The sequence below is a fragment of the Pacificimonas pallii genome (assembly GCF_019204005.1).
GTDB classification, from domain to species: Bacteria; Pseudomonadota; Alphaproteobacteria; order Sphingomonadales; family Sphingomonadaceae; genus Pacificimonas; species Pacificimonas pallii.
In genome coordinates this window covers 363,746-388,323 of sequence record NZ_JAGSPA010000002.1, presented here as the reverse complement: position 1 = coordinate 388,323, position 24,578 = coordinate 363,746, and the positions used below count along the sequence as shown (strand labels likewise).

At 62.5% G+C, this 24,578-nt stretch carries 26 protein-coding genes and 2 tRNA genes; 18 read left to right on the top strand and 10 right to left on the bottom strand.

Going from position 1 to position 24,578, the window contains the following annotated elements; translation table 11 throughout:
* Positions 1-70: 70 nt before the first annotated feature.
* From KCG44_RS06990 to KCG44_RS06940, 11 genes are all read left to right on the top strand, one after another.
* Positions 71-1,999 (top strand): peptidylprolyl isomerase, encoded by a 1,929-nt coding sequence (locus tag KCG44_RS06990; RefSeq protein WP_218445178.1) that lies wholly within the window; start codon positions 71-73, stop codon positions 1,997-1,999.
* 39 nt (positions 2,000-2,038) lie between these two features.
* Entirely contained in the window at positions 2,039-3,544 is a 1,506-nt protein-coding gene (locus KCG44_RS06985; RefSeq protein WP_218445176.1) for an anthranilate synthase component I family protein, read from the top strand.
* 67 nt (positions 3,545-3,611) lie between these two features.
* The gene (locus tag KCG44_RS06980; protein WP_218445174.1) at positions 3,612-4,187 is read left to right on the top strand and encodes an anthranilate synthase component II; all 576 of its coding nucleotides are present in this window, start codon (positions 3,612-3,614) and stop codon (positions 4,185-4,187) included.
* Positions 4,184-5,164 (top strand): anthranilate phosphoribosyltransferase, encoded by a 981-nt coding sequence (gene trpD / locus KCG44_RS06975; protein ID WP_218445172.1) that lies wholly within the window; start codon positions 4,184-4,186, stop codon positions 5,162-5,164. Before KCG44_RS06980 ends, trpD begins: the two co-directional genes overlap by 4 nt.
* Complete coding sequence (trpC, locus tag KCG44_RS06970; protein WP_218445171.1) at positions 5,161-5,946, top strand: indole-3-glycerol phosphate synthase TrpC; 786 nt, start codon at positions 5,161-5,163, stop codon at positions 5,944-5,946. The genes trpD and trpC overlap by 4 nt, the downstream gene beginning before the upstream one ends.
* Positions 5,939-6,415: a cyclic pyranopterin monophosphate synthase MoaC gene (moaC, locus tag KCG44_RS06965; RefSeq protein ID WP_218445169.1), complete on the top strand. Its 477-nt coding sequence runs from the start codon at positions 5,939-5,941 to the stop codon at positions 6,413-6,415. The genes trpC and moaC overlap by 8 nt, the downstream gene beginning before the upstream one ends.
* The gene (locus KCG44_RS06960) at positions 6,390-7,589 is read left to right on the top strand and encodes a molybdopterin molybdotransferase MoeA (protein ID WP_369411942.1); all 1,200 of its coding nucleotides are present in this window, start codon (positions 6,390-6,392) and stop codon (positions 7,587-7,589) included. The genes moaC and KCG44_RS06960 overlap by 26 nt, the downstream gene beginning before the upstream one ends.
* A 49-nt stretch (positions 7,590-7,638) precedes the next feature.
* Positions 7,639-8,304 carry a transcriptional repressor LexA gene (gene lexA / locus KCG44_RS06955; RefSeq protein WP_218445167.1) on the top strand — a complete coding sequence of 222 codons (666 nt, stop codon included), beginning with the start codon at positions 7,639-7,641 and terminating at the stop codon, positions 8,302-8,304.
* Positions 8,305-8,575: 271 nt separating this feature from the next.
* Positions 8,576-9,205, top strand: a complete 630-nt coding sequence (locus tag KCG44_RS06950; protein WP_218445166.1) for an MlaC/ttg2D family ABC transporter substrate-binding protein — start codon at positions 8,576-8,578, stop codon at positions 9,203-9,205.
* Positions 9,202-9,771, top strand: coding sequence for a gamma carbonic anhydrase family protein (locus KCG44_RS06945; RefSeq protein WP_218445165.1), 570 nt, complete (start codon positions 9,202-9,204; stop codon positions 9,769-9,771). The genes KCG44_RS06950 and KCG44_RS06945 overlap by 4 nt, the downstream gene beginning before the upstream one ends.
* Before the next feature lie 9 nt (positions 9,772-9,780).
* Positions 9,781-10,038: a DUF4170 domain-containing protein gene (locus KCG44_RS06940; RefSeq protein WP_218445164.1), complete on the top strand. Its 258-nt coding sequence runs from the start codon at positions 9,781-9,783 to the stop codon at positions 10,036-10,038.
* 11 nt (positions 10,039-10,049) lie between these two features.
* On the opposite strand, the gene KCG44_RS06935 is transcribed toward KCG44_RS06940, so the two are convergent.
* Positions 10,050-10,406: a response regulator gene (locus tag KCG44_RS06935; RefSeq protein ID WP_218445162.1), complete on the bottom strand. Its 357-nt coding sequence runs from the start codon at positions 10,404-10,406 to the stop codon at positions 10,050-10,052.
* Positions 10,407-10,564: 158 nt separating this feature from the next.
* On the opposite strand from KCG44_RS06935, the gene gorA reads away from it, so the two are divergent.
* From gorA to KCG44_RS06920, 3 genes are all read left to right on the top strand, one after another.
* Positions 10,565-11,908 carry a glutathione-disulfide reductase gene (gorA, locus tag KCG44_RS06930; RefSeq protein ID WP_218445161.1) on the top strand — a complete coding sequence of 448 codons (1,344 nt, stop codon included), beginning with the start codon at positions 10,565-10,567 and terminating at the stop codon, positions 11,906-11,908.
* A gap of 119 nt (positions 11,909-12,027) precedes the next feature.
* On the top strand, positions 12,028-13,422 hold the full coding sequence (locus tag KCG44_RS06925; RefSeq protein WP_218445160.1) for a class II 3-deoxy-7-phosphoheptulonate synthase: 1,395 nt from the start codon (positions 12,028-12,030) through the stop codon (positions 13,420-13,422).
* Positions 13,423-13,527: 105 nt separating this feature from the next.
* Positions 13,528-13,602, top strand: a tRNA-Glu gene (locus tag KCG44_RS06920).
* A 188-nt stretch (positions 13,603-13,790) separates the two neighbouring features.
* On the opposite strand, the gene KCG44_RS06915 is transcribed toward KCG44_RS06920, so the two are convergent.
* The 4 genes from KCG44_RS06915 to cpdR form a co-directional block, all read right to left on the bottom strand.
* Positions 13,791-14,444 carry a prolyl hydroxylase family protein gene (locus tag KCG44_RS06915; RefSeq protein WP_218445159.1) on the bottom strand — a complete coding sequence of 218 codons (654 nt, stop codon included), beginning with the start codon at positions 14,442-14,444 and terminating at the stop codon, positions 13,791-13,793.
* 30 nt (positions 14,445-14,474) lie between these two features.
* Positions 14,475-15,161 carry a 6-phosphogluconolactonase gene (locus KCG44_RS06910; protein WP_218445157.1) on the bottom strand — a complete coding sequence of 229 codons (687 nt, stop codon included), beginning with the start codon at positions 15,159-15,161 and terminating at the stop codon, positions 14,475-14,477.
* 31 nt (positions 15,162-15,192) lie between these two features.
* Positions 15,193-15,267 (bottom strand) — tRNA-Val (locus tag KCG44_RS06905).
* A gap of 98 nt (positions 15,268-15,365) precedes the next feature.
* On the bottom strand, positions 15,366-15,752 hold the full coding sequence (gene cpdR / locus KCG44_RS06900) for a cell cycle two-component system response regulator CpdR (protein WP_218445156.1): 387 nt from the start codon (positions 15,750-15,752) through the stop codon (positions 15,366-15,368).
* A gap of 121 nt (positions 15,753-15,873) precedes the next feature.
* Here cpdR and KCG44_RS06895 point away from each other — a divergent pair, with 121 nt between their 5' ends.
* Positions 15,874-16,725, top strand: coding sequence for an N-formylglutamate amidohydrolase (locus tag KCG44_RS06895; protein WP_218445155.1), 852 nt, complete (start codon positions 15,874-15,876; stop codon positions 16,723-16,725).
* A 182-nt stretch (positions 16,726-16,907) separates the two neighbouring features.
* Here the strand turns inward: KCG44_RS06895 and KCG44_RS06890 are convergent, their stop codons facing one another.
* Complete coding sequence (locus KCG44_RS06890; RefSeq protein ID WP_218445154.1) at positions 16,908-17,468, bottom strand: cytochrome b; 561 nt, start codon at positions 17,466-17,468, stop codon at positions 16,908-16,910.
* Positions 17,469-17,535: 67 nt separating this feature from the next.
* A complete protein-coding gene (locus tag KCG44_RS06885) occupies positions 17,536-18,342 on the bottom strand; it encodes a SapC family protein (RefSeq protein ID WP_218445152.1) in 807 nt (268 codons plus the stop codon).
* A 132-nt stretch (positions 18,343-18,474) separates the two neighbouring features.
* Here KCG44_RS06885 and KCG44_RS06880 point away from each other — a divergent pair, with 132 nt between their 5' ends.
* From KCG44_RS06880 to KCG44_RS06870, 3 genes are all read left to right on the top strand, one after another.
* Positions 18,475-19,884 carry a leucyl aminopeptidase family protein gene (locus KCG44_RS06880; protein ID WP_218445151.1) on the top strand — a complete coding sequence of 470 codons (1,410 nt, stop codon included), beginning with the start codon at positions 18,475-18,477 and terminating at the stop codon, positions 19,882-19,884.
* Between the two features lie 145 nt (positions 19,885-20,029).
* Positions 20,030-20,371, top strand: coding sequence for a MarR family transcriptional regulator (locus KCG44_RS06875; RefSeq protein ID WP_218445649.1), 342 nt, complete (start codon positions 20,030-20,032; stop codon positions 20,369-20,371).
* Complete coding sequence (locus KCG44_RS06870) at positions 20,313-21,230, top strand: C40 family peptidase (RefSeq protein ID WP_218445150.1); 918 nt, start codon at positions 20,313-20,315, stop codon at positions 21,228-21,230. The genes KCG44_RS06875 and KCG44_RS06870 overlap by 59 nt, the downstream gene beginning before the upstream one ends.
* A gap of 14 nt (positions 21,231-21,244) precedes the next feature.
* On the opposite strand, the gene KCG44_RS06865 is transcribed toward KCG44_RS06870, so the two are convergent.
* From KCG44_RS06865 to fabF, 3 genes are all read right to left on the bottom strand, one after another.
* Positions 21,245-22,129: a glycosyltransferase family protein gene (locus tag KCG44_RS06865; protein ID WP_218445149.1), complete on the bottom strand. Its 885-nt coding sequence runs from the start codon at positions 22,127-22,129 to the stop codon at positions 21,245-21,247.
* Positions 22,130-22,284: 155 nt separating this feature from the next.
* A complete protein-coding gene (gene mltG, locus KCG44_RS06860) occupies positions 22,285-23,262 on the bottom strand; it encodes an endolytic transglycosylase MltG (RefSeq protein ID WP_218445148.1) in 978 nt (325 codons plus the stop codon).
* A gap of 58 nt (positions 23,263-23,320) precedes the next feature.
* Positions 23,321-24,577, bottom strand: a complete 1,257-nt coding sequence (gene fabF, locus KCG44_RS06855) for a beta-ketoacyl-ACP synthase II (protein ID WP_218445147.1) — start codon at positions 24,575-24,577, stop codon at positions 23,321-23,323.
* Between the last annotated feature and the right edge of the window lies 1 nt (position 24,578).

Genomic DNA, 24,578 nt, shown 5'->3' with positions numbered 1-24,578 from the left:
TGCCGATACGCTGATGCGCTCTATAAGCGCGTGTCCAGTTGCGCCACCTTTCGATGTTGAGGCCTTGAACATGATTTCCGCTCTCCGCCGTGCCCTTCGCAATCCGATCATGCTGGCCCTTCTGGGTCTGGTGCTGGTCGCTTTCGTCATTGTCGGCATGGGCAATCCGCTCGGCGGCCCGGCGTCTGGCACAGTGGCCAAGGTCGGCGACGAGGAAATTTCCGTGACGCGCCTGACAAGCCAGTTCGACCGGACGCTGCAGATCGTGCGGCAGGAAAACCCGCAGATCACGGCGGATCAGGTCATTGCGGAGGGCGGTCTTGCCGCGACGCTTGACCGTCTGATCGGCGCCGTTGCGCTGAAGCAGTTCGCGGAGACGCTTGGCCTCGGTACGTCAAAGCGCCTCGTGGATGCGGAAATCGCCAGTATGGAGGCTTTTCGCGGCCCCACAGGGGAGTTTGACGAGCAGAGCTATCGCCAGGTCCTCGCCGCCCAGAATATCGACGAGAACAGCCTGCGCATCGACATGTCGGACGATGTGATGCGCCGCCACGTCCTGTCGATCGTCGCCGATACGGGCAATGTGCCTGCCGGTCTTGCCGAGCCGATTGCCCTTTATCAGCTGGAACAGCGCTCGTTGAAAATCGGCTTCGTTCCCTTTGCCAGGTTCGAAGACCAGCCGGAGCCAACGGAGGAGGATATCGAAGGCTGGTATCAGGACAATCTTTCGCGCTTTACCATCCCGGAACGCCGCCGCTTCAGCTACGCCATCATCGACCGCGCGGCGCTGGCGGAAGGTATCGAGATTACCGACGACGAAATCGTCGCGGCTTATGAGGCAGGTTCCGCCCTTTACGGCGCAAGCGAGGCGCGCAGCCTGCAACAGGCGATCGTGCCCACCGAGGCGCAGGCCAAGGAATTCGCCAAGCGTGTGGTATCCGGCGAAACCTTCGCCGCCGTCGCCGCCGACATGCTGTCGCTGACCGCGGACGATCTCTCGTTGGAAGCGATGTCCCAGGCCAGCCTGGCCGCCTCGTCCGATCAGGAGTTCGCCGATGCCGCGTTCGCTGCCGACGAAGGCGCCGTCATCGGCCCCCTGCAAAGCGATTTCGGCTGGCGCGTCGCGATCGTCGACGGTGTTGAGCCGGTTCCCGGCCGCGCCCTCGCCGAGGTTCGCGACGAAATTCGCCAGCGCCTGATCGACGACAGGGCGGAGACATTGCTTGCCGATCGAATCGGCGCCATCGAAGATGCGATTGCCGAAGGCGCGTCGTTGAAGGAGATCGCGGCGGAACAGCGGTTCGAGCTGCAAACCCCTCCTGCGCTGACGCAGGCCGGACGTACGCCTGACCAGCCGCAATTCGCGCTGCCTGCGCGTGACGCTCCGGTCCTCGCCACTGTCTTCGAATATGCCGACGATGAAGACCCCGTCGCCGCCGAAATCGGCGATGGCGTTTTCGCGGTGGTGAAGACGGAGGAGATCATTGCCTCCGCTCCTGTAAAGCTCGACCTGATCCGCGATCAGGTACGGCAGCAGCTTATCGCCGAACGCCAGATCGCGGCCGCCACCGAAGCCGCCGAAGCCGTGGCGGAAGTGGTCAGGGGCGGCGGCGATATGGACGCGGAACTGCGCCAGCGCCGCATGCCGCCATCCCAGGATCTGACGCTGCGCCGTGTCGAACTGGCCGCGCAGAACGGACAGGTGCCCGCGGCACTGACGCTGGGTTTCGTGCAGGACAAGGGCGACGTCCGCGCCGTTGCGGACCCGGAACGCGGCGCCGTGGTGGTCGTTGCCACCACCGACATCGTGCCGGGCAAGATCGAGGACGCGCCCAGCTTCGTCACCTCGCTGCGCACGCAGCTGCGTGACGCGACCGCACGCGAATTGCAGATGGCGTTTTCGAACGCGATCACCCAGCAGGCAGGTGTCGAGCGGTTCCCCAATGCGATGAACGAAGTCGAAGCGCGGTACAGCGGTACGGAACTTTCCGGCGAATGACCACGCTCCCGCTCCGCCTTTCGTCCTGACGGCACGGGCATGATCGCGCCTGGCAAGTCCGACTTTGCCCGTATTTACGATGCGGGCCGTCCGCAGCTCGTCTGGAGCGAGACTGTCGCCGATACCGACACGACGGTCGGCGCGATGTTGAAACTTGGCCGGGCGAAATCAGGCGCGTTCCTCTTGGAATCGGTCGAGGGCGGCACGGTACGCGGCCGCTATTCCATGCTCGGTTTCGACCCCGACCTCGCCTTTCGCGCGGAGGGCCGGGACTGCTGGATCAACCGCGATTTCGCCGATGACAAGGACGCCTGGCAGCCGGAGCCCGGCGCGCCTCTCTCCGTCCTTCGACAGCTGGTGGCGGGCAGCCGCATGGACGTCCCCGATGCGCTCCCGCCGGCCTTTTCCACGCTGGTCGGTTATCTTGGCTATGAGAGCATCGGCCTGATCGAGCCGGTACCATCGGCGGATGGCGAAGGTATCGGCCTGCCGGACATGATGTTCGTCCGCCCTGCCCTGCTGCTGGTTTTCGACCGGCTGAAGGACACGCTGTTCATTGCCGCCCCCGTCTACCCCGGCAAGCTCGGCGCGGATGCCGCCTATGCCCGCGCCGCCGAACGGATCGAGACCGCGCAGGCGCGGCTGTCGGGTCCACTCGATCGCAGCCACTCGCCAACGGAACTGCCGGGCGGCGAGCTGGTCCCGAACATAAGCCCGGAACGCTACGCCGACATGGTCAGGACCGCGAAGGAGTATATCCTCGCGGGCGACATTTTTCAGGTGGTCCTGGCCCAGCGGTTCAGCATGGATTTCCCGCTGCCGCCGCTGGAGCTCTACCGCGCGCTGCGCCGCATCAATCCTTCGCCCTTCCTCTACATGCTGGACATGCCGGATTTCGCGCTGGTCGGGTCCAGTCCTGAAATCCTGGTCCGTGTGCGGGCGGGCGAGGTCACCCTGCGCCCCATCGCCGGCACGCGCCCGCGAGGAGACAATGCCGAAGGGGACGAAGCCAATCGCGCCAGCCTGCTTGCGGACCCCAAGGAGCGTGCCGAGCACCTCATGCTCCTCGACCTCGGCCGCAACGATGTGGGCCGCGTCGCCGCGCCGGGCAGCGTGTCAGTGACGGAGCGGGAGATTGTCGAATTTTACAGTCATGTGATGCACATCGTCTCCAATGTGCGCGGCGAACTTGCCGACGACAGGGACGCGATCGACGCGCTGATGGCGGGCTTTCCCGCCGGCACCGTCTCGGGCGCGCCAAAGGTCCGCGCCATGCAGATCATCGCCGAGCTCGAACCCGAACGCCGCGGTGCCTATGCGGGCGGCGTCGGCTATTTCAGTCCCGCCGGTGACATGGACAGCTGCATCGTGCTGAGAACCGCCGTCATCAAGGACGGCCAGATGCACATCCAGGCCGGCGCGGGCATCGTCGCCGATTCCGACCCCGCCTATGAACTGCGCGAATGCCACGCCAAAGCAGGCGCGCTGGTCGCCGCCGCCCGCGAAGCGCTGAAGCGTGCCGGCGAAGCGGGTTTTGGGCAATGACGCGCGACCGGCGTGATTTTCAATCCCGCGTTCGCGCGCGCGGAAAATTGGTGTAGAACGCCGCCCTATGATCCTCGTCATCGATAATTACGACAGCTTCACCTATAATCTCGTGCATTATCTGCAGGAGCTGGGCGCGGAAGTTCAGGTCGAGCGGAACGATGCGCTGACGGCGGCGGATGCCATTGCGCGCGGTCCGGCAGCGGTGCTGATTTCCCCTGGCCCCTGCACACCGAACGAGGCGGGCATTTCGCTCGCGCTGATCCCGCTGCTTGCTGAAAACCGTATCCCGCTGCTTGGCGTATGCCTTGGCCATCAGGCGATGGCGCAGCATTTTGGCGGTAATGTCATCCGTGCGCCCCAGGTCATGCATGGCAAGACGTCCCCCGTCACCCATGACGGTACCGGCGTCTTCGCGGGCCTGCCGAGCCCTTATGAAGTCACCCGCTATCACTCGCTGATCGTGGAAAGCCCGCCCGCGCCGCTGATTGCCAATGCACATTCCGAAGACGGCGTCATTCAGGGGCTGCGTCACCCGGACCTGCCGCTGCACGGCGTGCAGTTCCACCCGGAAAGCATCGCGACCGAACATGGCCATGACCTCCTGAAGACCTTCCTGAAGGTCGCGGGCCTTTCCGAATGAAGCTGCCCGACCCGAAACACCCGCTCCGCGATCCGGAGGCGGCATTTTCCGCGATTCTCGCCGGGCGCATTGAGGATGCCGACATTGCGCGGTTTCTTGTCGGCCTGGCGGAGCGCGGCGAAACAGTCTCTGAGATCGTCGCGGCCGCGGGCGTGCTTCGCGCCCATATGGTCCGCGTTGATGCGCCTGCGCATGCCATCGACGTATGCGGCACGGGCGGCGATGGCATGCACACACGCAATATTTCCACCGCGGTGGCGATCCTTGTCGCGGCCTGCGGCGTGCCCGTCGCGAAACACGGCAATCGCGCCGCGTCCTCGCAATCGGGTGCCGCCGATGTGCTCTCTTGCCTTGGGCTCAGCCTCGACCTGGCACCTGATCGGCTGGAGGCGTCGATTTCCGAGGTTGGCATCGGTTTCCTGTTCGCCGCGCGTCACCACCCCGTCATGGCCCGTGTCGCGCCGGTGCGAAAGGCGCTTGGCCGCCGCACGATTTTCAACCTGCTGGGGCCGCTGTCCAATCCTGCGGGCGTCACGCGCCAGCTGGTCGGCGTTTTCTCGCCGGAATGGACAAGGCCGCTGGCAAAGGCATTGCTCGGCCTTGGCGCTGAACGGGCGATGGTGGTGCACGGCCATGACGGTCTTGACGAACTGACGGTCACCGGCACCAGCGTTGCAGGTCGGCTTGACCACGGCAGGATAGATGATGTGACGGTCAGTCCCGCCGATGCGGGGCTGTCCCGGCACGACATGCAGGCACTGCGCGGCGGCACGCCACAGGAAAATGCGGCGGCACTGCTGCGGCTTCTCGATGGCGAAATCGGCGCGTATCGCGATATCACTGTCCTCAACGCCGCTGCTGCGCTAGTAGTCGCGGGAATATCAGACAATTTGGCCGATGCAGCCGCAGTCGCGGTGGCCGCGCTCGATGACGGCGCGGCGAAAGACAAATTCGAACAGTGGAGAGCCTTCAGGTGAGCGATACGCTGAATGAAATCGTCAATTACAAGCGCACCCAGCTGCGCACGAGGAAGCGAGAGGCACCCTATCCCGTTTTGATGGCGAAGGCCTCGAACATGCCGCCGCCACGCGACTTCATTGCGACGATCGAGGCGGTTCAGGGCCGCCATGCCCTCATCGCCGAACTGAAAAAGGCGAGCCCATCCAAGGGATTGATCCGGGACGATTTCGATCCCGTGAAGCTCGCGCGCGCCTATATGAATGGCGGCGCCGCATGTCTTTCGGTTCTGACGGAGGACAAGTGGTTCCAGGGGAGCGATGAACATCTGACCACGGTGCGCGCGGCCGTGAACCTGCCGATCCTGCGCAAGGATTTCATCGTCGACCCCTATCAGGTCGTGGAGAGTCGTGTGATGGGCGCGGACTGCATCCTGCTTATCATGGCGGCACTCAATCCGTTCGAGGCGCGGGATCTTGAAATGCTCGCCATCGAGCAGGGGCTCGCGGTGCTCATCGAGGTACATGACGAGGCCGAACTCGAACAGGCGCTGAAGATGAAATCCCGCCTGATCGGCATCAACAATCGCAATCTGAAAACCTTGGCGGTCGATCTTGCGACCACCGAGCGGCTTGCGCCGATGGTCCCGAGGAACCGGCTCGTCATAAGTGAAAGCGGCCTCACGCATATTGACGATCTCGACCGGCTCGCCGCCGCGGGGGCAAAGGCGTTCCTGGTGGGAGAGACCCTGATGCGCGAAGAGGATGTCGGCACCGCCACACGGTCGCTCATCGGTGGCTAGGCTGACGCATCTCGATGAAAGCGGCCATGCCCATATGGTCGATATCTCGGGAAAGGCGGTCACCCGGCGGGTCGCGGTCGCGGAGGGGCGCATCCTGATGTCGGCGGACGCTCGTCAGGCAATCGCCGATGGTGCCGTACCCAAGGGCGACGTTCTTGCCGCCGCGCGTCTCGCCGGGATCATGGCCGCGAAGAAAACCGCTGATCTCATCCCGCTCTGCCACCCGTTGCCGCTGACCTCCGTGTCCGTGGACCTGGTTCTGGAAGACGGCGGCGTTCACGCCAGCGCCGCCGCCGCGACGACATTTGGAACCGGCGTCGAAATGGAGGCGATGACCGCCTGCTCCATCGCGCTGCTGACGATCTACGACATGGCAAAGGCGCTCGATAAGGCCATGCGCATTGAGGGCATCCGCCTGCTGTCAAAGCATGGCGGCAAATCTGGTGACTGGCACGCTCCGGATGCTTGAGTATCAGGAGGCTCTGGACCGGCTGCTTGCCGGTACGAAGCCTCTGCCCGCCGAGCGCGTCGCGCTTGATGATGCCATCGGCCGTATCCTTGCGGAACCGTTGGCGGCCGGGCTTACCCAGCCGCCCTTTCCCGCCTCCGCCATGGATGGCTATGCCATCAGATGGACGGACATGCCCGGTCCGTGGACCGTCATTGGGGAAAGCGCGGCCGGATCGGCCTCTTCAGGATCTGTGAACACCCGTGAGGCCGTCCGTATTTTCACCGGCGCGCCCGTTCCGTCCGGTGCCGATACCGTTGTCGTGCAGGAGGATGCAGTGCGCGGCGGTGACATCCTGACCCTCACGGGTGACGGCCCACCCCGCAAGGGCGCACATATCCGCCCCGAAGGGAATGATTTCAGCGAAGGCATGCCGCTTCTTCCCGCAGGAAGCCGCGTCACGGCGGCGGTCATCGGCCTTGCGGCGGCGGCGGGACATGCCCGGCTTACCGTCCACCGCCGCCCGCGCATCGCCGTCATCGCCGCCGGAAACGAACTGGTTCCGCCCGGAACGCGTCCCGGCCCCGCACAGATCGTCGCCGGAAACGGACCGATGATAACAGCGCAGTTGCAACAGGACGGTGCCGATGTCACGGATTTCGGGATCGTGCCCGATGATCTTGGCGCGATTACCGATGCGATTCGCCGCGCCGGGGATTTCGACATGCTGCTGACCATCGGCGGTGCGTCGGTCGGCGATCATGACCTCGTCAGGGCGGCGCTCAAGGCGGCCGGGGCGACGCTTGAATTCTGGCGCATCGCCATCAAGCCGGGAAAGCCGCTCATCGCGGGCCGCATGGGCCAGACGCGCATTATCGGCCTGCCTGGAAATCCGGTATCGGCCTATGTCTGCACGCTCTTGTTCGCCCGTCCGGTGCTGCAGCGAATGCAGGGCGTCGACGTGTGCGAGACCGCCGAAACCGCGATATTGGGCAGTCCCCTGCCTGGAAATGGCGATCGCCGCGACCATCTTCGCGCGCATCTGGAGGCGGACCGGATTACGCCCCTGGCCACGCAGGACAGCGCCCAGCTTGCCGTGCTTGCGCGCGCGAACGCGCTCATCGTGCGTCCGCCATTCGTCAAGGCCAGCAAAACCGGCGATTCGGTACCGTTCATCAGGCTTGACAGGACCTGATTCACCCCCTACCCGTTCCCTACATGTTCATGGGAACGGAGCACGAACAATGTTGACTGCGAAGCAATTCGAACTGCTAAGATTTATCGACGGACGTCTCAGGAAGACGGGCGTTTCCCCTTCGTTCGAGGAAATGAAGGAAGCGCTGGACCTGAAATCGAAAAGCGGTGTGCATCGTCTGGTCAGCGCACTGGAAGAGCGTGAGTTCATCCGCCGCCTTCCGAACCGCGCGCGCGCGCTGGAGGTGCTGCGCATGCCAGAGGCTGAGGTCACGAAGATTGATTTCGGAGCGAAGCCGAAAACGGTCGCACCGGCGGCGAATGATCGCGGGCTGGATATCGTCGATGTGCCCTTGCACGGACGCATCGCGGCCGGTCAGCCGATCGAGGCGATGGAAACCACCGAAACGCTTAGCCTGCCGACATCGCTGCTTGGCAAGGGCGATCATTACGCGCTGGAGGTTAGCGGCGATTCCATGATTGAAGCCGGAATCTTCGACGGCGATTATGCGCTCATCGAACGCTGTGACGATGCCCGTACCGGCGATATCGTCGTTGCCCTGATCGACAATAACGATGCCACGCTGAAAACGCTGAACAAGAATGGCGACATGATCCGTCTGGACCCGGCCAATTCGGAATATCGCCCGCAGAATTACCGGGCGAGCCAGGTACAGATTCAGGGAAAGCTTGTGGGTCTGCTGCGCCGCTACTGACTCTCATTCGAATGGCCATGCGGACGGGCGTGGGTATGCCGGGACTGGTGTCCCGCCGTACCGCGCCCGTTTTTCCATCGGAGGGTTCAGGCGGAATTCATCGCGAATTTGCGATAGGTCGATCAGTGACGGACGGCCTGGAAATGCGAAGCTCCATACGTGATTTTCCGCGCGGGAGGGGAACCAAGGCGGCCCATACGGAATTGAATATCGCAAGTGGTTGCCAGGCGCGTTCAGCCCCCGGCGCAGATCACATCAAGGAGAATTCCCCATGACCATCAAGTCGTCCGCAATCGCGCTCGCTTTGGCCGCATTGACCGCCCCCGCAGCTCTTATGTCCGCCGCGCCCGCTTATGCGCAGGCGGCGAGCGAAAGCGATGCCAAGGCCGCTGCGAAGTTTATCGACACCCTGTCCAGCGAGGCGTTCGCTGTCATCCGCTCTGGCAGTGCCAACAGCCCCCAGACCCGCGCGGCACTGAACGAAATGCTCGCTGAAAATTTCGATGTGAATTATATCGGCCAGTATCTCATCCGCCGTCACAAGAAGGATATCGATGCGGACCAGTACCGGGCCTATATGGCGGTCTTCCCAACCTGGGTGGTGGCGACCTATACGAATAATCTCTTCGCGTTCGAAGATTCCGAAATTCGCGTCATTCGCGCCATTCCGCGCGGCGCGCGCGGCGATGTCGAGGTTTTCACGCGCATCATTCCAAAGTCCGGATCGCCCTTCGACGCCGTCTGGCAATTGCGCATGAAGGGCCCCGATGATTTCAAGATCCGCAATCTCAAAGTGTCGGGCGTGAACATGGCACTGACGCAGGAGCAGGACTTCAACGCCTATATCGGCCGCAACGGTTTCGATGCGCTGGTGGCCCTGATGAAGAAGCGTATCTCTTGAGTTCAATCCTCGACACGAAATCTGCCGCCTATATCGATCCCAGCGCGCAGATGTTCGGCGATGTGACCCTTGGCGAGGGCGCATCTGTGTGGATGAATGTCGTCATGCGCTCCGAGGCGGCACCGATAAAAATCGGTGCGCACACGAATATCCAGGATTTCGTGATGATCCACACCGACCCGGGCGGTCCGGTGACGATTGGCGAGCATTGCTCCATCACCCACCGCGCGACGCTGCACAATTGCACGATCGGCGATAATTGCCTGATCGGTATTAATTCGACGATCTATGGCGGCGCTGTCATCGGCGACAATTCCATCGTCGGCCAGCACGCTTATGTGAAGGACGGCACGATCGTACCGCCCAACAGCATCGTCGTCGGAAGCCCGGCAAGAGTGATTCGCACACAGAACAACTGGCTCTCCAATCGCATCAACGCCGCCTTTTATCATCATAATGCGCTCGCTTATGCGAAGGGCGAACACCGGGCGTGGGCGGGCGAAACGTTCGATGCGTTCATGTCGGAAACACTCGCCCGTTTGCAGGCCGAGTTCGCCGCGCTATAGGCTTCAGCCATGAAACAGCACACCCAGCCGGAGAGCAAACTCCATCTCGTCTTTGGCGGCCGCGTCAAGGATCCGCGCGGCCTCGATTTCGAGGACCCCGCCGCGCTTGACGTTGTCGGCATTTTTCCGAACTACAAGGCCGCTGAAAAGGCGTGGCGTTCCTGCGCCCAGCGCACGGTTGACGATGCGGAAATGAAATATCTCGTCGTCCATCTGCACGAACTGCTCGAACCGGAAACAGAGGACGGATCACAGGCTGGCAATTAGGGCCGCGCTCGCTATCCGGCGAGCTTGCGAAGCAGTTGTTCCATATCGTCCAGCGAATAGGGCTTCGCCAGCAATGGCGCGTCCGCAAGCGATGCCGGTAGCTTCGTGGCCTCGGCATATCCGGTGGCGAACATGACGGGAACGCCCCGCGCGCGCAGGCGCTCCCCCGCCGGATAGCTCGCCTGCTCCGCCAGATTGACGTCCAGCAGGGCGACATCAACCTCGCATGTCCTTGCCATTTCCAGCGCTTCGTCCAGCGTGCGCGCGGGTCCAACCAGTTCCCATTCCATGTCCTCGATCAATCCCTCGATCGACATCATCACGAGACCGTTATCTTCCGCCACGAACACACGGCGCGAATCGGACATCAGGCTAAACCCCAAGATATTTTCAACATTGCACTCCCGTCATAAGCCTAGCGTAGCGACAGGACACCGCAAGTCCGGGGACTTCCGGCATGCCTGTCACCTTGCTAGGCCGCCAGTCGTACACCTTACTGGGTTTCACTGAACAGGGCATCAACAGCATGGCAAAGTATGATTACGACTATTTCGTCATCGGCGCAGGCTCGGGCGGCGTTCGGTCCAGCCGGATCGCCTCCGGCCATGGGGCAAAGGTGGGCATTGCGGAGGAACACCGTGTCGGCGGCACCTGCGTCATCCGCGGCTGCGTGCCCAAGAAACTGCTCGTCATAGGGTCGCATTTCGCCGAGGATCTGGAGGATGCGGCCCGTTTCGGCTGGAATATCGAGGGCAAGAGCTTCGACTGGAACTGCCTGCGCGACAATTTGCTGGCGGACGTAGACCGCCTTGAAGAGGCGTATAAGAACACCCTTTCCAGCCATGATGTGGCACTGCACGAGGCGCGCGCCACCCTGGAGGACGCGCATACGCTGAATGTCGGCGGCAGGACGATCACCGCGGACAAGATCCTGATCGCGACCGGCTCTCGCCCGGGACAGCTCGATTGCCCGGGCGGCGACCTGGCCATCACATCGAACGATGTCTTCCATCTCGACAGATTGCCCGAGCGCGTGGTGATTGCCGGCGGCGGCTACATCGCCACGGAATTCGCCGGAATCTTCAACGAGCTCGGCGTGGACGTTACCGTCGTGCAACGTTCCGACAGGATCCTGCGCGGCTATGACCACAGCGTCGTCGAACGGCTGATGCACATTTCCACCATCAAGGGAATTCAGTTCAAATATAACAGTCCTTTCGCAAAGGTCGAACGGCAGGACGACGACAATTTGCTGATCACGACGGAAAATGGTGAGGAGCTCGAAGCCGACCTGCTCCTTGCCGCCATCGGCCGTCCGGCCAATGTGGACGGGCTCGGTCTGGAAGCGCTCGGTATCGAGCAGAAGCGCAATGGCGCGATCAAGGTCGATGAGGGCAGCAGGACCAATATCGACAATATCTTCGCTGTCGGTGACGTTACCGACCGCGTCCAGCTTACGCCTGTCGCCATCCGCGAAGGCCATGCGCTCGCGGATACATTGTTTGGCGGCAAACCCTGGACCGTCGACCATGGCTGCGTTCCAAGCGCGGTCTTCTCCCACCCGCCCATCGCGTCCGTGGGCCTGACGGAAGGTGAGGCGCGCAACACGCTCGGCGGTGTCGATGTATACACGTCGGATTTCCGTGCCATGAAGAACGTCCTGGCGGATCGCAACGAGCGTGCGCTCTACAAGCTGGTCGTCGATTCCGCGACGGGCAGGCTTGTCGGCGCGCACATGATCGGCCCGGATGCGCCAGAGATCATGCAGGGTCTCGCCATCGCCGTGAAGGCGGGCCTTACCAAACAGCAGATCGACGAGACCGTGGCCATTCATCCCACCATGGCAGAGGAAATCGTGCTGATGCGGTGACCCTGCGCCGACTGGCCGATGCGTGGCGGTATCAACAGGCGGGGAACCCGCCGCCACGATGCACGGGATTATGTCGCGGGATTGTTGCAGTGCGGTGCGGATCGCGGCATGAGGGCCGCATGACACATTCAGGTACATGGACTCCCGGCAGCTGGCGCGATTTCAAGGCGCTCCACATTCCGGAATATCGCGATACGGCGGCACTTGCGGAGACCGAGCAGATGCTCGGCACCTATCCGCCGCTGGTTTTTGCGGGTGAAGCGCGCCGGCTTCGCGCCGATCTTGCCGGTGTCGCAGCGGGAAAGGGGTTCCTGCTGCAGGGCGGCGACTGCGCCGAAAGCTTCAAGGAATTTCATCCGAACAACATCCGCGACACGTTTCGCGTCCTGCTCCAAATGGCCGTGATCCTGACATTTGGCAGCCAGATGCCCGTCGTGAAAGTCGGCCGCATGGCCGGGCAGTTCGCAAAACCGCGATCGTCTGATGTCGAGGAACAGGCGGGCGTGACGCTGCCTTCCTATCGCGGCGATATCATCAATGACATGACCTTTGACGAAGCGGGCCGGGAACCGGATCCGGCGCGCATGCAAAAGGCGTATATGCAGGCCGCGTCGACGCTCAACCTGCTGCGCGCGCTGGCGCAGGGCGGCTATGCGAACCTCCACCAGGTCCACAAATGGAACCTCGACTTCGTCGGCGCATCGGACGCCGGTGCGAAATATGAGGCGATCGCGGTGCGTATCGGCGAGGCGCTCGCCTTCATGGAGGCTTGCGGTGTCAATCCCGACTCCGTCCCGCAGCTGAATGGCACGGCCTTTTACACCAGTCACGAGGCGCTGCTGCTTGGCTATGAACAGGCCATGACACGCCAGGATTCGCTGACGGGTGAGTGGTACGACACGTCGGCGCACCTGCTCTGGATCGGCGATCGCACGCGCTTCCCCGGATCGGCGCATGTCGAGTTTCTGCGCGGCGTCAACAACCCGATCGCGATGAAGGCCGGGCCGTCGCTCGAACCCGACGACCTCATCCGTATGATCGACGTGCTGAACCCCCGGAACGAGCCCGGGCGCCTGACGCTGATCGCCCGCTTCGGCCATGACAAGGTCGAGGGCGGCCTGCCCCGTCTCGTGCGGCGGGTGAAGCAGGAGGGGCGTCACGTCGTCTGGTCCTGCGATCCGATGCACGGCAACACGATCAAGGCCGCCTCCGGTTTCAAGACCCGTCCTTTCGAACGCATCCTCGCGGAAGTTCGCGGCTTCTTTGCCGTACACCGCGCCGAGGGCACGCATGCGGGCGGCATCCACGCCGAAATGACCGGCCAGAACGTCACCGAATGTACCGGCGGCGCCGCTGCCGTGACAGATGAGGGGCTTGCCGCGCGTTATCACACACATTGCGATCCCCGCCTCAACGCCAGCCAGTCCATCGAACTGGCTTTCCTCCTCGCGGAGAGCATTCGCGAGGAAATGGAGAAGGACGCGGCGGCGCAAGGAACCGCCGCGGCCGCCTGACATGGCATGCGACTGGGCATGCGACTGGGCATGCGACCGGCCGTGCCCAACGTCGCGCGCTTGACTTCGCGGGGGCGCACGCATATCTCGCGCGCTCTGGCAGGCGGCCCCTTCGTCTAGCGGTTAGGACGCGGCCCTCTCACGGCTGAAACACGGGTTCGATTCCCGTAGGGGTCACCATCTCCGCCGCGCCGGTTACGTCCTATCTAAAGATCGGATCGTTTCGGTGGCCGCGCGTAGCCGGCACGGGCGCATCCCGCCGACCGCGGTTGGCCAGCTTATCCTCATTCAAAATTCGCCGGCGGGTCACCACGATCCCACGGCAGATATGTCCGGACGTGCCCTGGCCGACCGCCCAAAGGCGATCGTCAGGCAGGCGACCATGGGCGCTCGCAAAACCATTTGGTGATGATGTACTTGACGCCGGCACGGACTTTCATGCCGTGATGCAGGGTTGCCGAATTCACCGTGCCGTCCGCCTTCAGATTGTTCCAGACCAGTAGCGTGCCGGTCTGCGGCTGGATGGATTTTCTGATCACCTTGAAGCGTGTCGCTCCGCCCGCATCTGGCGCGTTCAGGTAGATCATGGCCGTCCATGTCCGTTGCCCGGCGGTGGCGCGAATCTCCCGCATCGCCGCGCCGCCGGGATCGAAATAATCCGTATGCGCCTTGAACTCCTGCCCGGCCGCGTAGCGCTGCCCCTGCATGGGTTCGCCAAATACAGCGTCGATCCCCAGAAAGTCGCTCAACCGGCGGTTTATGGTATCGATGAGCACGTCATCTCCGTCGAAATGGCTCGTCTCGCTGGTTCGAAAATTGTTTTCCCCGCCATAGTCGTCAACGATGGTCGACGGCTGCCGATTGCGGTCGATATGCGCGATGATCGCCGCGCATTCATCAGGGTCCAGGAAATCGCGCCGCCGGTAAAGGTCCAGCTTTGGGGTGGGGACACGCTGCACCGCAGGCGCCGCCTTCAACCGCTCGGCCGCATCGGCGGACATTGCAGGTGACCAGACGATCATGTCGCGACCTCCCCAATCGCCTGACTGTGCTCAGTCCAGCAGGACGTGCGCGTCGATCGGCACGGTGACCCCGGCCAGCAATTTCGCCGCAGGGCTATCACCGCCCTCGACGGCGGTTGCCACCTCACTACTCTGCGACGCGCCCTGCAAGGCGAACATCAGCGTACGGGCACTGACGATGGTCTTGCGCGAGATTGTGACGTGCGCCTCTCCGTCATCTGCCGCCATGCCATAGGCCCGGCGATCGTCATCGGCGGTCAGTGCCTCGTCAAGATCCGGTCCCTGCACGAGACCGGACACATCGCCCTCATCGGACATCGTCAGCAGCACCAGGTCGAACGGCCAGCCCAGATCCTGCAGGCGTGCGTCGGCGGCGGCGCCCGCCATGCGGTAGTCGGCATTCTCGCTGCCCAGCGGCAGGACGCGCGCGCCCTTGGCCATGAAGATACGCGCAAGCGTCGCGACTTTCGACTTCGGATCGTCGACGGCGATCAGCGCGTCGTAGCTTGGCACGATGATGACATGGCGCCAGTTCCGCTTGCCTTCGGCCACGAGGGCGTAAGCAGGCAGCAGAAAATCCTCGACCGGCAGCGCCACGATGGCTTCCCGGCGGGCATCCAGCGCCTGGTCGATGATAAAGCTGATATCGCCTGCGACCGCGGCCGCGAACTCGTCGGCGCTTTCGGATTCCCACAATTCGAATTCTTCAGTGTCCACTGGGGACCCCCCGGTGCTGATCAGAAGAAAATGGTGGGCGCAGGAAGGTTCGAACTTCCGACCCCTGCGATGTCAACACAGTGCTCTACCACTGAGCTATGCGCCCACACGAGAAACGGCGATGTAGCGGTGCGGCCCGAGCGGGGCAAGGGCCAAAGTTGCGCTTTTCTCATTGCCGCCGAAAACGGACCGCAGGGCCTGGGCTCAGGCAGCCAGCATACGTTCGATCTCTCCCGTCAGCTCGCGCAGGTGGAAGGGCTTCGACAGCACCCGCGCGCCTTCCGGCGCACCGCTGTTCTTGGCCATCGCAACCGCCGCGAAGCCGGTGATGAACATGACCCGCATGCCCGGTGCCAGCGCGGCGGCGCGCTGCGCCAGTTCGATGCCGTCCATCTCAGGCATCACGATATCCGTGAGCAGCAGGTCGAATTCGCCGCCCGCAATATGCGGCAGAGCCGCCGTCCCGCGGTCCACGGCCACAACATGATATCCCGCCCGCTCGATGGCGCGCTCAAGAAAAGCGCGCATCGAATCGTCATCCTCTGCAAGAAGAATGCGTCCTCGCTTGCCGCCTTCCGGCTGATCAGTCATACCAATATCCGTTCGATCGCCCCGCAATGGGCCTTGTAATGGCGGTCCGTTAATATTCTATCAAGACTTACAAAAATTTTGCTGGCTTTCCGGCCGCGCGGCCAGGGGCTACAGCGGACGCATGTCAGCATTTTTTCTCCGCGACATTGCCGGTCCGCGCATTTCCCCGGTGGTTCTCGCCTCACCGCATAGCGGTACGGAATATCCTGACGAGTTCCTCCGCGATGCCATGCCCGGGCGGCACGCCCTCATGCGCGCGGAAGACCGGCTGGTGGACCGGCTCGTCATGCCCGTCGCCGAAGCCCACGATCTGCCGCTGCTATCCGCCCGCTGGGGCCGGACCTATATCGACCTCAATCGCGCGCCGGAGGAGCTGGACAGCGCCATTCTCGACGGCGCACCGCGCGCCCTTCGAAGCGATCGCGTCCGTGCGGGGCTTGGCGTTCTGCCGCGCATCGCGACACCCGGCGTTCCCATATACCGGCGCCCCCTGCCGCTTAGCGAGGCGCACAGGCGGATCGCGGAGGTACATGAGCCCTATCACCGCCAGCTCGGCGCGCTTCTTGCCCGTGCCCGCGCGGCGAATGGATTTGCCATCCTGATCGACTGTCATTCCATGCCGCCTTTGCCGCGCAGGGCCGGACGTCGCGGCGCCGAAGCCGTTCTTGGCGACCGCCACGGCGACAGCTGCGACCGCCGGTTCTCGAAATCGATGGAGACGGCGTTGTCCCGTCATTTTCGGACCGCGCGCAACACGCCCTATGCGGGCGGCTATGCGACGGCGTATTTTGGCGAGCCGAACATGGCGGCGCATGCGCTTCAGATCGAAATCGACCGCTCTTTATATCTCGACATGACATCGCTGATGCCCGGTCCCGGGTTCGCGCGGGTGTCCGCAGCGCTTGGCGAGGGCATATCGTTGTTTTTAGAGGACCTTCACCGCGCAGGCGATCATCGTCTCGCCGCCGAATAGCGTGCCAGCGGGCCGCGTCTCCGCGCCATGAAAAAGGCCGCTCCCGAGACAAAAGTGCCAGAAGCGGCCAAGTTACAGCGGCGCGTGCGAAAAAGGGGGAACGCCGCGCCTTGTCATTCAGATGGGGAGGCGGCGCCGCGCCGCCAAGATGCGCGACATTCGGCCGCGGCGCCAGCTGCGGTCTAGCTGCGGCGTTTCAGCATCGGGATCATGCGGGTCGCGACGTCATCGCGGTCCAGATAGTGATGCTTCAGCGCGCCCGCGACATGCAATATGAACAGTATGACGAATGCCCACGCCCCATATTCGTGCAGTTCATGTGCCAGCTCCGCCAGCCCCTCCAGCGGCAGTACGGGCACGGGCACAAGACCAAAATAATCCAGTCCGCGCTTTGCGCTCACACCGAAAATCCAGCCCGTCAGCGGCATCAACAGCAGCAGCGCGTAAAACCCGAAATGCGTCACCCGCGCCAGCATGACTTCCCAGCCCGCCATGTGCGGCGGCAGGGGCAGGAACCCCTGGCGCAGCCGAATGATCAGCCGGACCAGAGTCAGGAACAGGATCGTCAGCCCGAATGACTTGTGGAGCATGTAGATCGTGCCGCGGGCCGGATCGGTTTCCGCCAGCGTCTCGTCATATTGCATTCCCAGAAACTGTCCGATGATCACCAGTGCGATGATCCAGTGCAGCCAGATGGCGCCCCTGGAATAGCTGCTGCGCGCCGTGCTCGATTTCTCTGACATATTCGCCCTCCCCGGCTCCTTGCGGATCCGTTAATCTTAACGCAGGATTCGGGCAGGGCAAATGGGCCTAGGCGTCAGGAACGATTCCCTGATCGGTCGGGTTGGACAGCGGCACGGAATCTGCCGGGTTCGCCTTTGCGAACAGTTCGCGGATCAGATGTACCGACAACAGGTGCGCGTAAATCAGCGGCATGCCGCCATTCTGCACCAGTTTACGTGCCTGATCCCCGCGCAATTCTTTCAGCTTGTCCTCGTTCACCATCTGAAAGCCGCGGTAAATCGAGGGTTTCGCGTCGCCCGGAGGCTGGATCGAAACTTCGCCGCTCATCAACAGTTCCTGCTTCTTCAACTCTTCGGTGAAGGCGCGCGTACGGTTGATCGACTTTTCATATTCCTCGCAAAACCCAAGGACGTTCTTCGTCACCTGACTTGGCTGATCGCCATCGAAAAACGCCTGCGCTTTCTTCTCGCCAATATCTTCGCACATGTCATCGAAACAGAGCGAAAGTTCTTCTGAATCCTGACGAATACGCGCCAGCATGAATGGATAGCGGCGGATATAGGCGGGAACATAAACACCTTCTTTCCATGTGCCGTCGTCATTGACGTAGAAATTCTGTCCTTCCTGCAGGCCCATCAGGACCAGCGGTGCGGGTGTGTCGCCGCCGGAAAAGATGATCGGAAAGTGGCGCTGCGCGGCGGCGAATTCGTCAACGGTGATCGGCACCGCATGAATGCCCTTCACAAACTCAAGGGTCGAGCGCTCATCGATGCCATAATCCTTGTGCGCCTGCGATGACAGCGGCGTCAGCGATTTGTAAAAGAGTGGCAGCTGCGCGGCGGGTGCCGCGCCATTTTCCGGTGTGGTGGCCATGATCTATCCCGTGATATCTGAAATTCATCTCGACGCGCGAACTTTTCGCAAGCGCTACAACAGGCGGCTTTACGGGCTCCGTGACAGCCTATCAAGTTGCCTTGCGCGGCATCGCGTAATAGCGACAATGATATGCCTGATATGAACCACCTGCTTATGCCTGACCGTGATCAGGCGGCCCGTACCATCCATATTGTGACCAAGGCTGGCTTCGATGCCTTCGTGGCGGATCTCAGCCCGCGGGGACAGGCCGCCATGCACGCCGCCCAGTTCACGGCGGCGGAGGGTACGCATGCCATCCTGCCGGGCGGCGAGGCCGAAGCCTGGTCTGTCGTCGCTGGAATCGGCGACATCGCCGATGATGACGAGGCCGCGCACCCGTGGGCGCTCGCATCCTTGCCCGGGAATCTGCCGGAAGGCACATATCGTTTGACCGGGAAGGTGCCGGTGGACTGCGGTCTCGGCTGGGCACTCGGGCAGTACAGCTTTGATCGTTACCTGAAAACCGAGGCAAAGGCGCCGCGGATCCTTCTGCTTCCGGTCGATCAGGACGCCGTGGCTCATGTCGCGGCCCTCGCAGGCGCCCAGGCACTTGTCCGCGACCTCGTGAACACCCCCGCGGAGGATATGGGACCTGCCGAACTCGAAACCGCCATTCGTACCGAGGCGGAAACATATGGCGCGGCGGTCAGGACCGTAACGGGCGAGGCGCTTCTGTCGGAGAATTTCCCCGCAATCCATGCCGTCGGACGTGCGGCCGCACCGGGGCGGGAGCCGCGTCTCGTCCGGCTCGACTGGGGCGACGGGTCGGCGCCCCAGCTGACCCTTATTGGCAAGGGCGTCTGTTTCGATTCGGGCGGCCTCGACGTGAAGGGCGCAATTGGCATGCGCCTCATGAAAAAGGACATGGGCGGCGCGGCGCATGCGCTTGCCCTTGCCCGGCTTGTCATGGCGTCGAAATTGCCCGTCCGGCTCACGCTGCTCATCGCCGCGGTCGAAAACAGCATCTCGGCAGACGCGTTTCGTCCCGGCGACGTGATTGCGACGCGCGAGGGCCTGAGCGTGGAAATTCACAATACCGATGCGGAGGGCCGCCTTGTGCTGTGCGACGCGCTCACTCTGGCCTGCGAGGAAGATCCCGACCTGATCCTCGATTTCGCGACGCTGACCGGCGCCGCGCGTGTCGCGCTCGGCCCGGACCTGCCGGCCATGATGGGCAATGATGATGACCTGGCCGATGCGATGATCAGGGCCGGCAAGATGGTGGCCGACCCGGTCTGGCAGCTTCCCCTCTGGAAGCCTTATCTGAAGATGCTGAGGTCCGACATCGCCGACCTCTCCAACGCCGCACCGGGCAGTTTCGCGGGGGCCATTACCGCGGGACTTTATCTTTCGAAATTCGTCAGCGCGGACACGAAATGGCTGCATTTCGACACGTTTGCATGGATGCCGGTAGACCAGCCGGGACGTCCAAGAGGCGGTGAGGCGCTGGGCCTTCGCGCGGCCAATGAGATGCTTCGTGCACGATATGCGGCCAGATGAGGCGACGCAGCGGTCTTGTCCGCCGGGGCTCTGTTAGGCTATGGTCTTCATCATTACCCTCTCAGGTTTGAGCAGGCGGGCCAAAAATATGACTGACTATCGCAATGATCCGAACGCATCCGTAAGCAGCGGACTTGCCGACTGGATGGAAACACTGATCTCTTACGTAAGGTCGGCGAAGCCGGACCTCACCAATCGGCAAATGGCGCTTTTGCTGCTTGTCTATCTCGAACCGGGGCCGCATACGGTTCGCGGACTGGCGGCGCGTCTTGCGGTGTCCAAACCTGTTATCACACGCGCGCTCAATACGCTGGGCGCTTATGGCTATATCCGTAGGCAGAAAGACGAAAGTGACCTTCGCAACATCTTCGTCGAACGCACCGATTCTGGCAGCGATTTCCTCGAAAGCTTCGAGGGGCTGATTGCGCATGTTGACACGGATTCCGGACTCCAAAGCGGCGCGGCACGACCTCACACCGCGCACTGAAGCGGCTGCGGCCGCCGACAAACCCGACCCGCGTGTTCATGCGTGGCGCGACGACATGGCCGACGCAGCCCTCAAGGGTGTCGTCGCGGCGCCGCGTTATGTCACCCCTGTGCCACACCGCCTGATCGACGGCGTGAGCGAGATGATGCGGGAGGCGCCGCAGCAGAGCGCGGCAGCCGTCAGCGAACTTCTGCCCGGGCAACGATTCGACATTCTCGACGAGTCGGAGGGCTGGGCCTGGGGGTTCTCGGCACATGACCATTATGTTGGTTATATTTCCGCCGAAAATCTGCGCGCGGATGCGCCCCCCCGCACGCACAGGATCACGGCGCCCACCGCGCTTTGTTTTTCGCGGCCCGATATAAAATCGGACGTTGCGCATAACCTCCCGATGAACAGCGAGGTCGCCGCCGAAGATTTCGACGACACTTTCTACCGCCTTCGCAATGGTACGTTTGTGCACCGCCGACACGCGAGCACGCTTGACGAATATGTGCGTGATCCCGTGCGTGTCGCGCAGGCGTTTCTTGGCAGTCCTTATAAATGGGGCGGTCGCACGCGGCGCGGTATCGACTGCTCCGGTCTGATACAGATCGCGCTCGCGGCCTGCGATATCGCCGCCCCGCGTGATAGCGACCAGCAGAGGGACGAGCTTGGCGATGACGTTTTGGGCAAACCGCTGAAGCGCGGCGACCTGATATTCTTTCCTGGCCATGTCGGAATCATGGCGGATGAAGAGCGCTTGCTGCACGCCAACGCCTATTGGATGACAACCCTGATCGAGCCGCTGGAGGATGTCATTGACCGCCTGCGCTCGGCGCATGCAGAGCCGGTTACCGGAGCGCGGCGGGTCGTCTGAACCGTTCGTTCCCGCTACATCCGGTTCAGGCTCGCCACCAGTTTTTCACCGGAATCGCAAAGCAGAGCGCGGGCCTGCCGTTCCCCGTCCCGGTTGAACTCGCTCATATGCATGAATTGGTCGATATAGGGCTGGATTTCCTCAGCCCTTTTTCCATGCCAGCACCCCGGAAACTGGCCCGAATAGACAACGTAGCGTGCCCGCAGCAGGGCTTCCAGGACCATGCGGGGCATACCGTCGCGCAACGTGGGTCGCAGCACCAGGCCGACTTTCGGCCAGACCTCTTTCATGTCGTTCACCCATCCCCAGCTCGTCACATTGGGAAAACTCGCCAGCGAATGGTTTTCATCGCCGACGATATGAAATGATTTCTCCGGATTGGCGGTCACGACCTGCTGGATCGTGTCCTTGCCATATAGCGCATAGTTCCTGGTCCCGAGATAAATAAGGATACCGCGCGGTAATGTTTCGCCGGGCGGTGTCGGCGCGGGAATGTTCTGGATTGGCGATGGCAGATAGCTCGCTTCGATGCCCAGCGGCGTCAGCGCCGATACCATGTCGGGCGCCACAGCGAAGTTCGCGGCCACGTGGCGGTCGATCTCCAGCGCGCCCTGCAAGGTTTTCTTTTGCGTCTGGATCAGGTGCAGGTCCGATCCGACCCAGAAACGCGCGACCTTTACGCCAAGGCGTTTCAAAAGGGCGGCGCGCTGCGCAGTGTATAGGCTGTTCTCGTAAGTCACGAGAATCGCGTTTCGGGCGGTCAGCGCTCTTGCGATCCATGTGAGCCGGCCATGATCGTCCAGATGATGCGTATGAACGCCCTGCTCCGCCAGTTGAGCCTGATAGGCTTTCAGAGGTGCAGCCTTTTTCAAAGGCTCACCGAAAAGTAGAGTTGCCAAGACAAAGCATCCCGGTGGGTTAGCAGGAGACGAAAAGGCCCATCCGCAAAGCCTGATCTTAAATTCACTATCGGTTTATCAGGGTATGCGCGTTGACGTGAGTCAATTCTTGCATATGTACTGCCGTCGCTGGCTCTTCCATGAAGCGGCCCCGACTAATCCATTTCGCCGCGTTCACGGCGGATCGCGTACCACTTTGCGACATTGGCATTATGTTCTGCCAAGGTTCGGGCGAAGGCATGTCCGCCGGTCCCGTCGGCGACGAAGTAGAGCGCGTCCGTTTCGGCCGGATTCAACACGGCGGCGATCGACTCCCGCCCCGGATTCGTAATTGGCCCGGCGGGCAAACCCGTCATGCTATACGTATTGTAACCGTTTACCTCGTCGATCTCCGATTGCAGGATCCTGCGGCCAAGGGGGCGCCCTTTCGTCTTAAGGTAAAAGATCGTCGGATCCGCCTGCAACTTCATGCCCAGCTTTAGCCTGTTGGTATAAACACCTGCCACCATGGGACGTTCTTCTGCCGTCCCTGTTTCCTTCTCGACGATCGCAGCGAGGATCACCGCCTCTTCCGGGGTACGGACCACCGCATCCGGACTTCGCTTGGCCCACAGCTCCGCCAGCGTCTCGGTCATCGCGGCCTGCATGCGCGCCAGCACCGCGGCGCGCGTTTCATTCCGCTCGTAATCATAGGTGTTCGGCAGCACGGATCCCTCTTTCGGCACCTCGACGCTACCGGTCAGGAAATCGGCTTCCATCAGGCGTTCATGAACCAGCACCGCAGGCAGGCCTTCGGGAATGGTGATCCACCGCTGCACGGGCTGCGCATTTTGCAGGATATCGAGCACACCGGCGGCGCTCACCCGCGCCGGAAATTCAAACTCGCCGGCACGGATGGGCGCGGCCTCTCCGAATAGACGGCTCAGCAATATAAAGCGCTCGACATCGTCGCCGAGAACCCCGCGCTCTGCCAGCAGGCGCGCCGCGGCCGTCTGGCTGCTGCCTTCGGGAATAATGACCGCCTGCGCTTCCGCCAGTGGTCCGTCGGCGGACCAGTCACTCTGCAGCTTCGCGTAAAACAGCACAGCCGCGCCAAGCGCCAGAATCGTCAGAAAGAGTAAAAATTTCCGCATCGCATCCAGCCTCACGATCGTCCGGCAGAAGCACCGCGCGCGTTCATGTCGGGGCCGCCTACACCCGTTTCATCACCAGCGACGCGTTCGTCCCGCCAAATCCAAAGCTGTTGTTCAAAACGGCATCGATCCTGCGCTCCTTCGCGTGCAGCGGCACCAGGTCGACGCCTTTGCAGCCCTCGCTTGGATTATTCAGATTGATCGTCGGCGGGGCCACCTGATCGCGCATGGCGAGCAGACAGAAAATCGATTCCACCGCGCCCGCGCCGCCCAGAAGGTGCCCGATCGCACTTTTGGTGGATGACATTGACGCCGTATCGAGGGCACTGCCGAACAGGCGGCGAACCGCGCCCAGCTCGATCTCGTCACCCAGCGGCGTCGATGTGCCGTGCGCATTGATATAGTCGATGCCCGACGGATCAATGCCTGCGCGGGCCAGTGCGTTGCGCATCGCCCGGAAACCGCCATTGCCATCCGGGTGCGGCGCCGTCGTATGATAGGCATCACCCGTCAGGCCATAGCCGACGACTTCGCCGTAAATCGTCGCGCCCCGCGCCTTGGCGCGCTCCATTTCTTCCAGGACGACGATACCGGCGCCTTCACCCATGACGAAGCCGTCGCGGTCGACATCATAGGGGCGACTTGCCGCCGCCGGATCGTCATTCCGCGTCGACAGCGCCTTTGCCTGCGCAAATCCCGCAATGCCGAGCGGACAGATCGCGCTTTCCGCGCCGCCCGCGATCATCACGTCCGCATCGTCCAGCGCGATCAGGCGCGCGGCATCGCCGATTGCATGCGCTCCTGTCGAGCAGGCGGTCACAACACTGTGATTCGGCCCGGTAAAGCCATATTTGATGCTCACCTGCCCGGACACCAGATTGATCAGCCGGCCATGCACGAAATGCGGGCTCACACGCCGTGGGCCGCGTTCATGAAGGACGATCGATTCCTTTTCGATGCCGGGAAGGCCGCCAATGCCCGATCCGATCAGACAGCCGATGCGCTCGGCGTCTTCCTCGGACACGTCCGTCAGGCCCGCTTCCTCGATGGCCTGACCGGCGGCGTCGATCCCGAACTGGATGAACAGGTCCACCTGACGCTGGATTTTATGATCGACGCGTTTCGACATGTCGAGCGCATCTTCCTCGCCGTCCATCGGCACTTCGCACGCAATCGTGCAGGCATGCCCTTCGGTATCGAAGCGGGTGATCTGACGCGCCCCCGATTTGGACGCGAGAATATTTCTCCAGCTGCTTTCGACATCACCGCCAAGTGGGGTGACAAGGCCTAGTCCGGTAACGACCACACGGCGCATA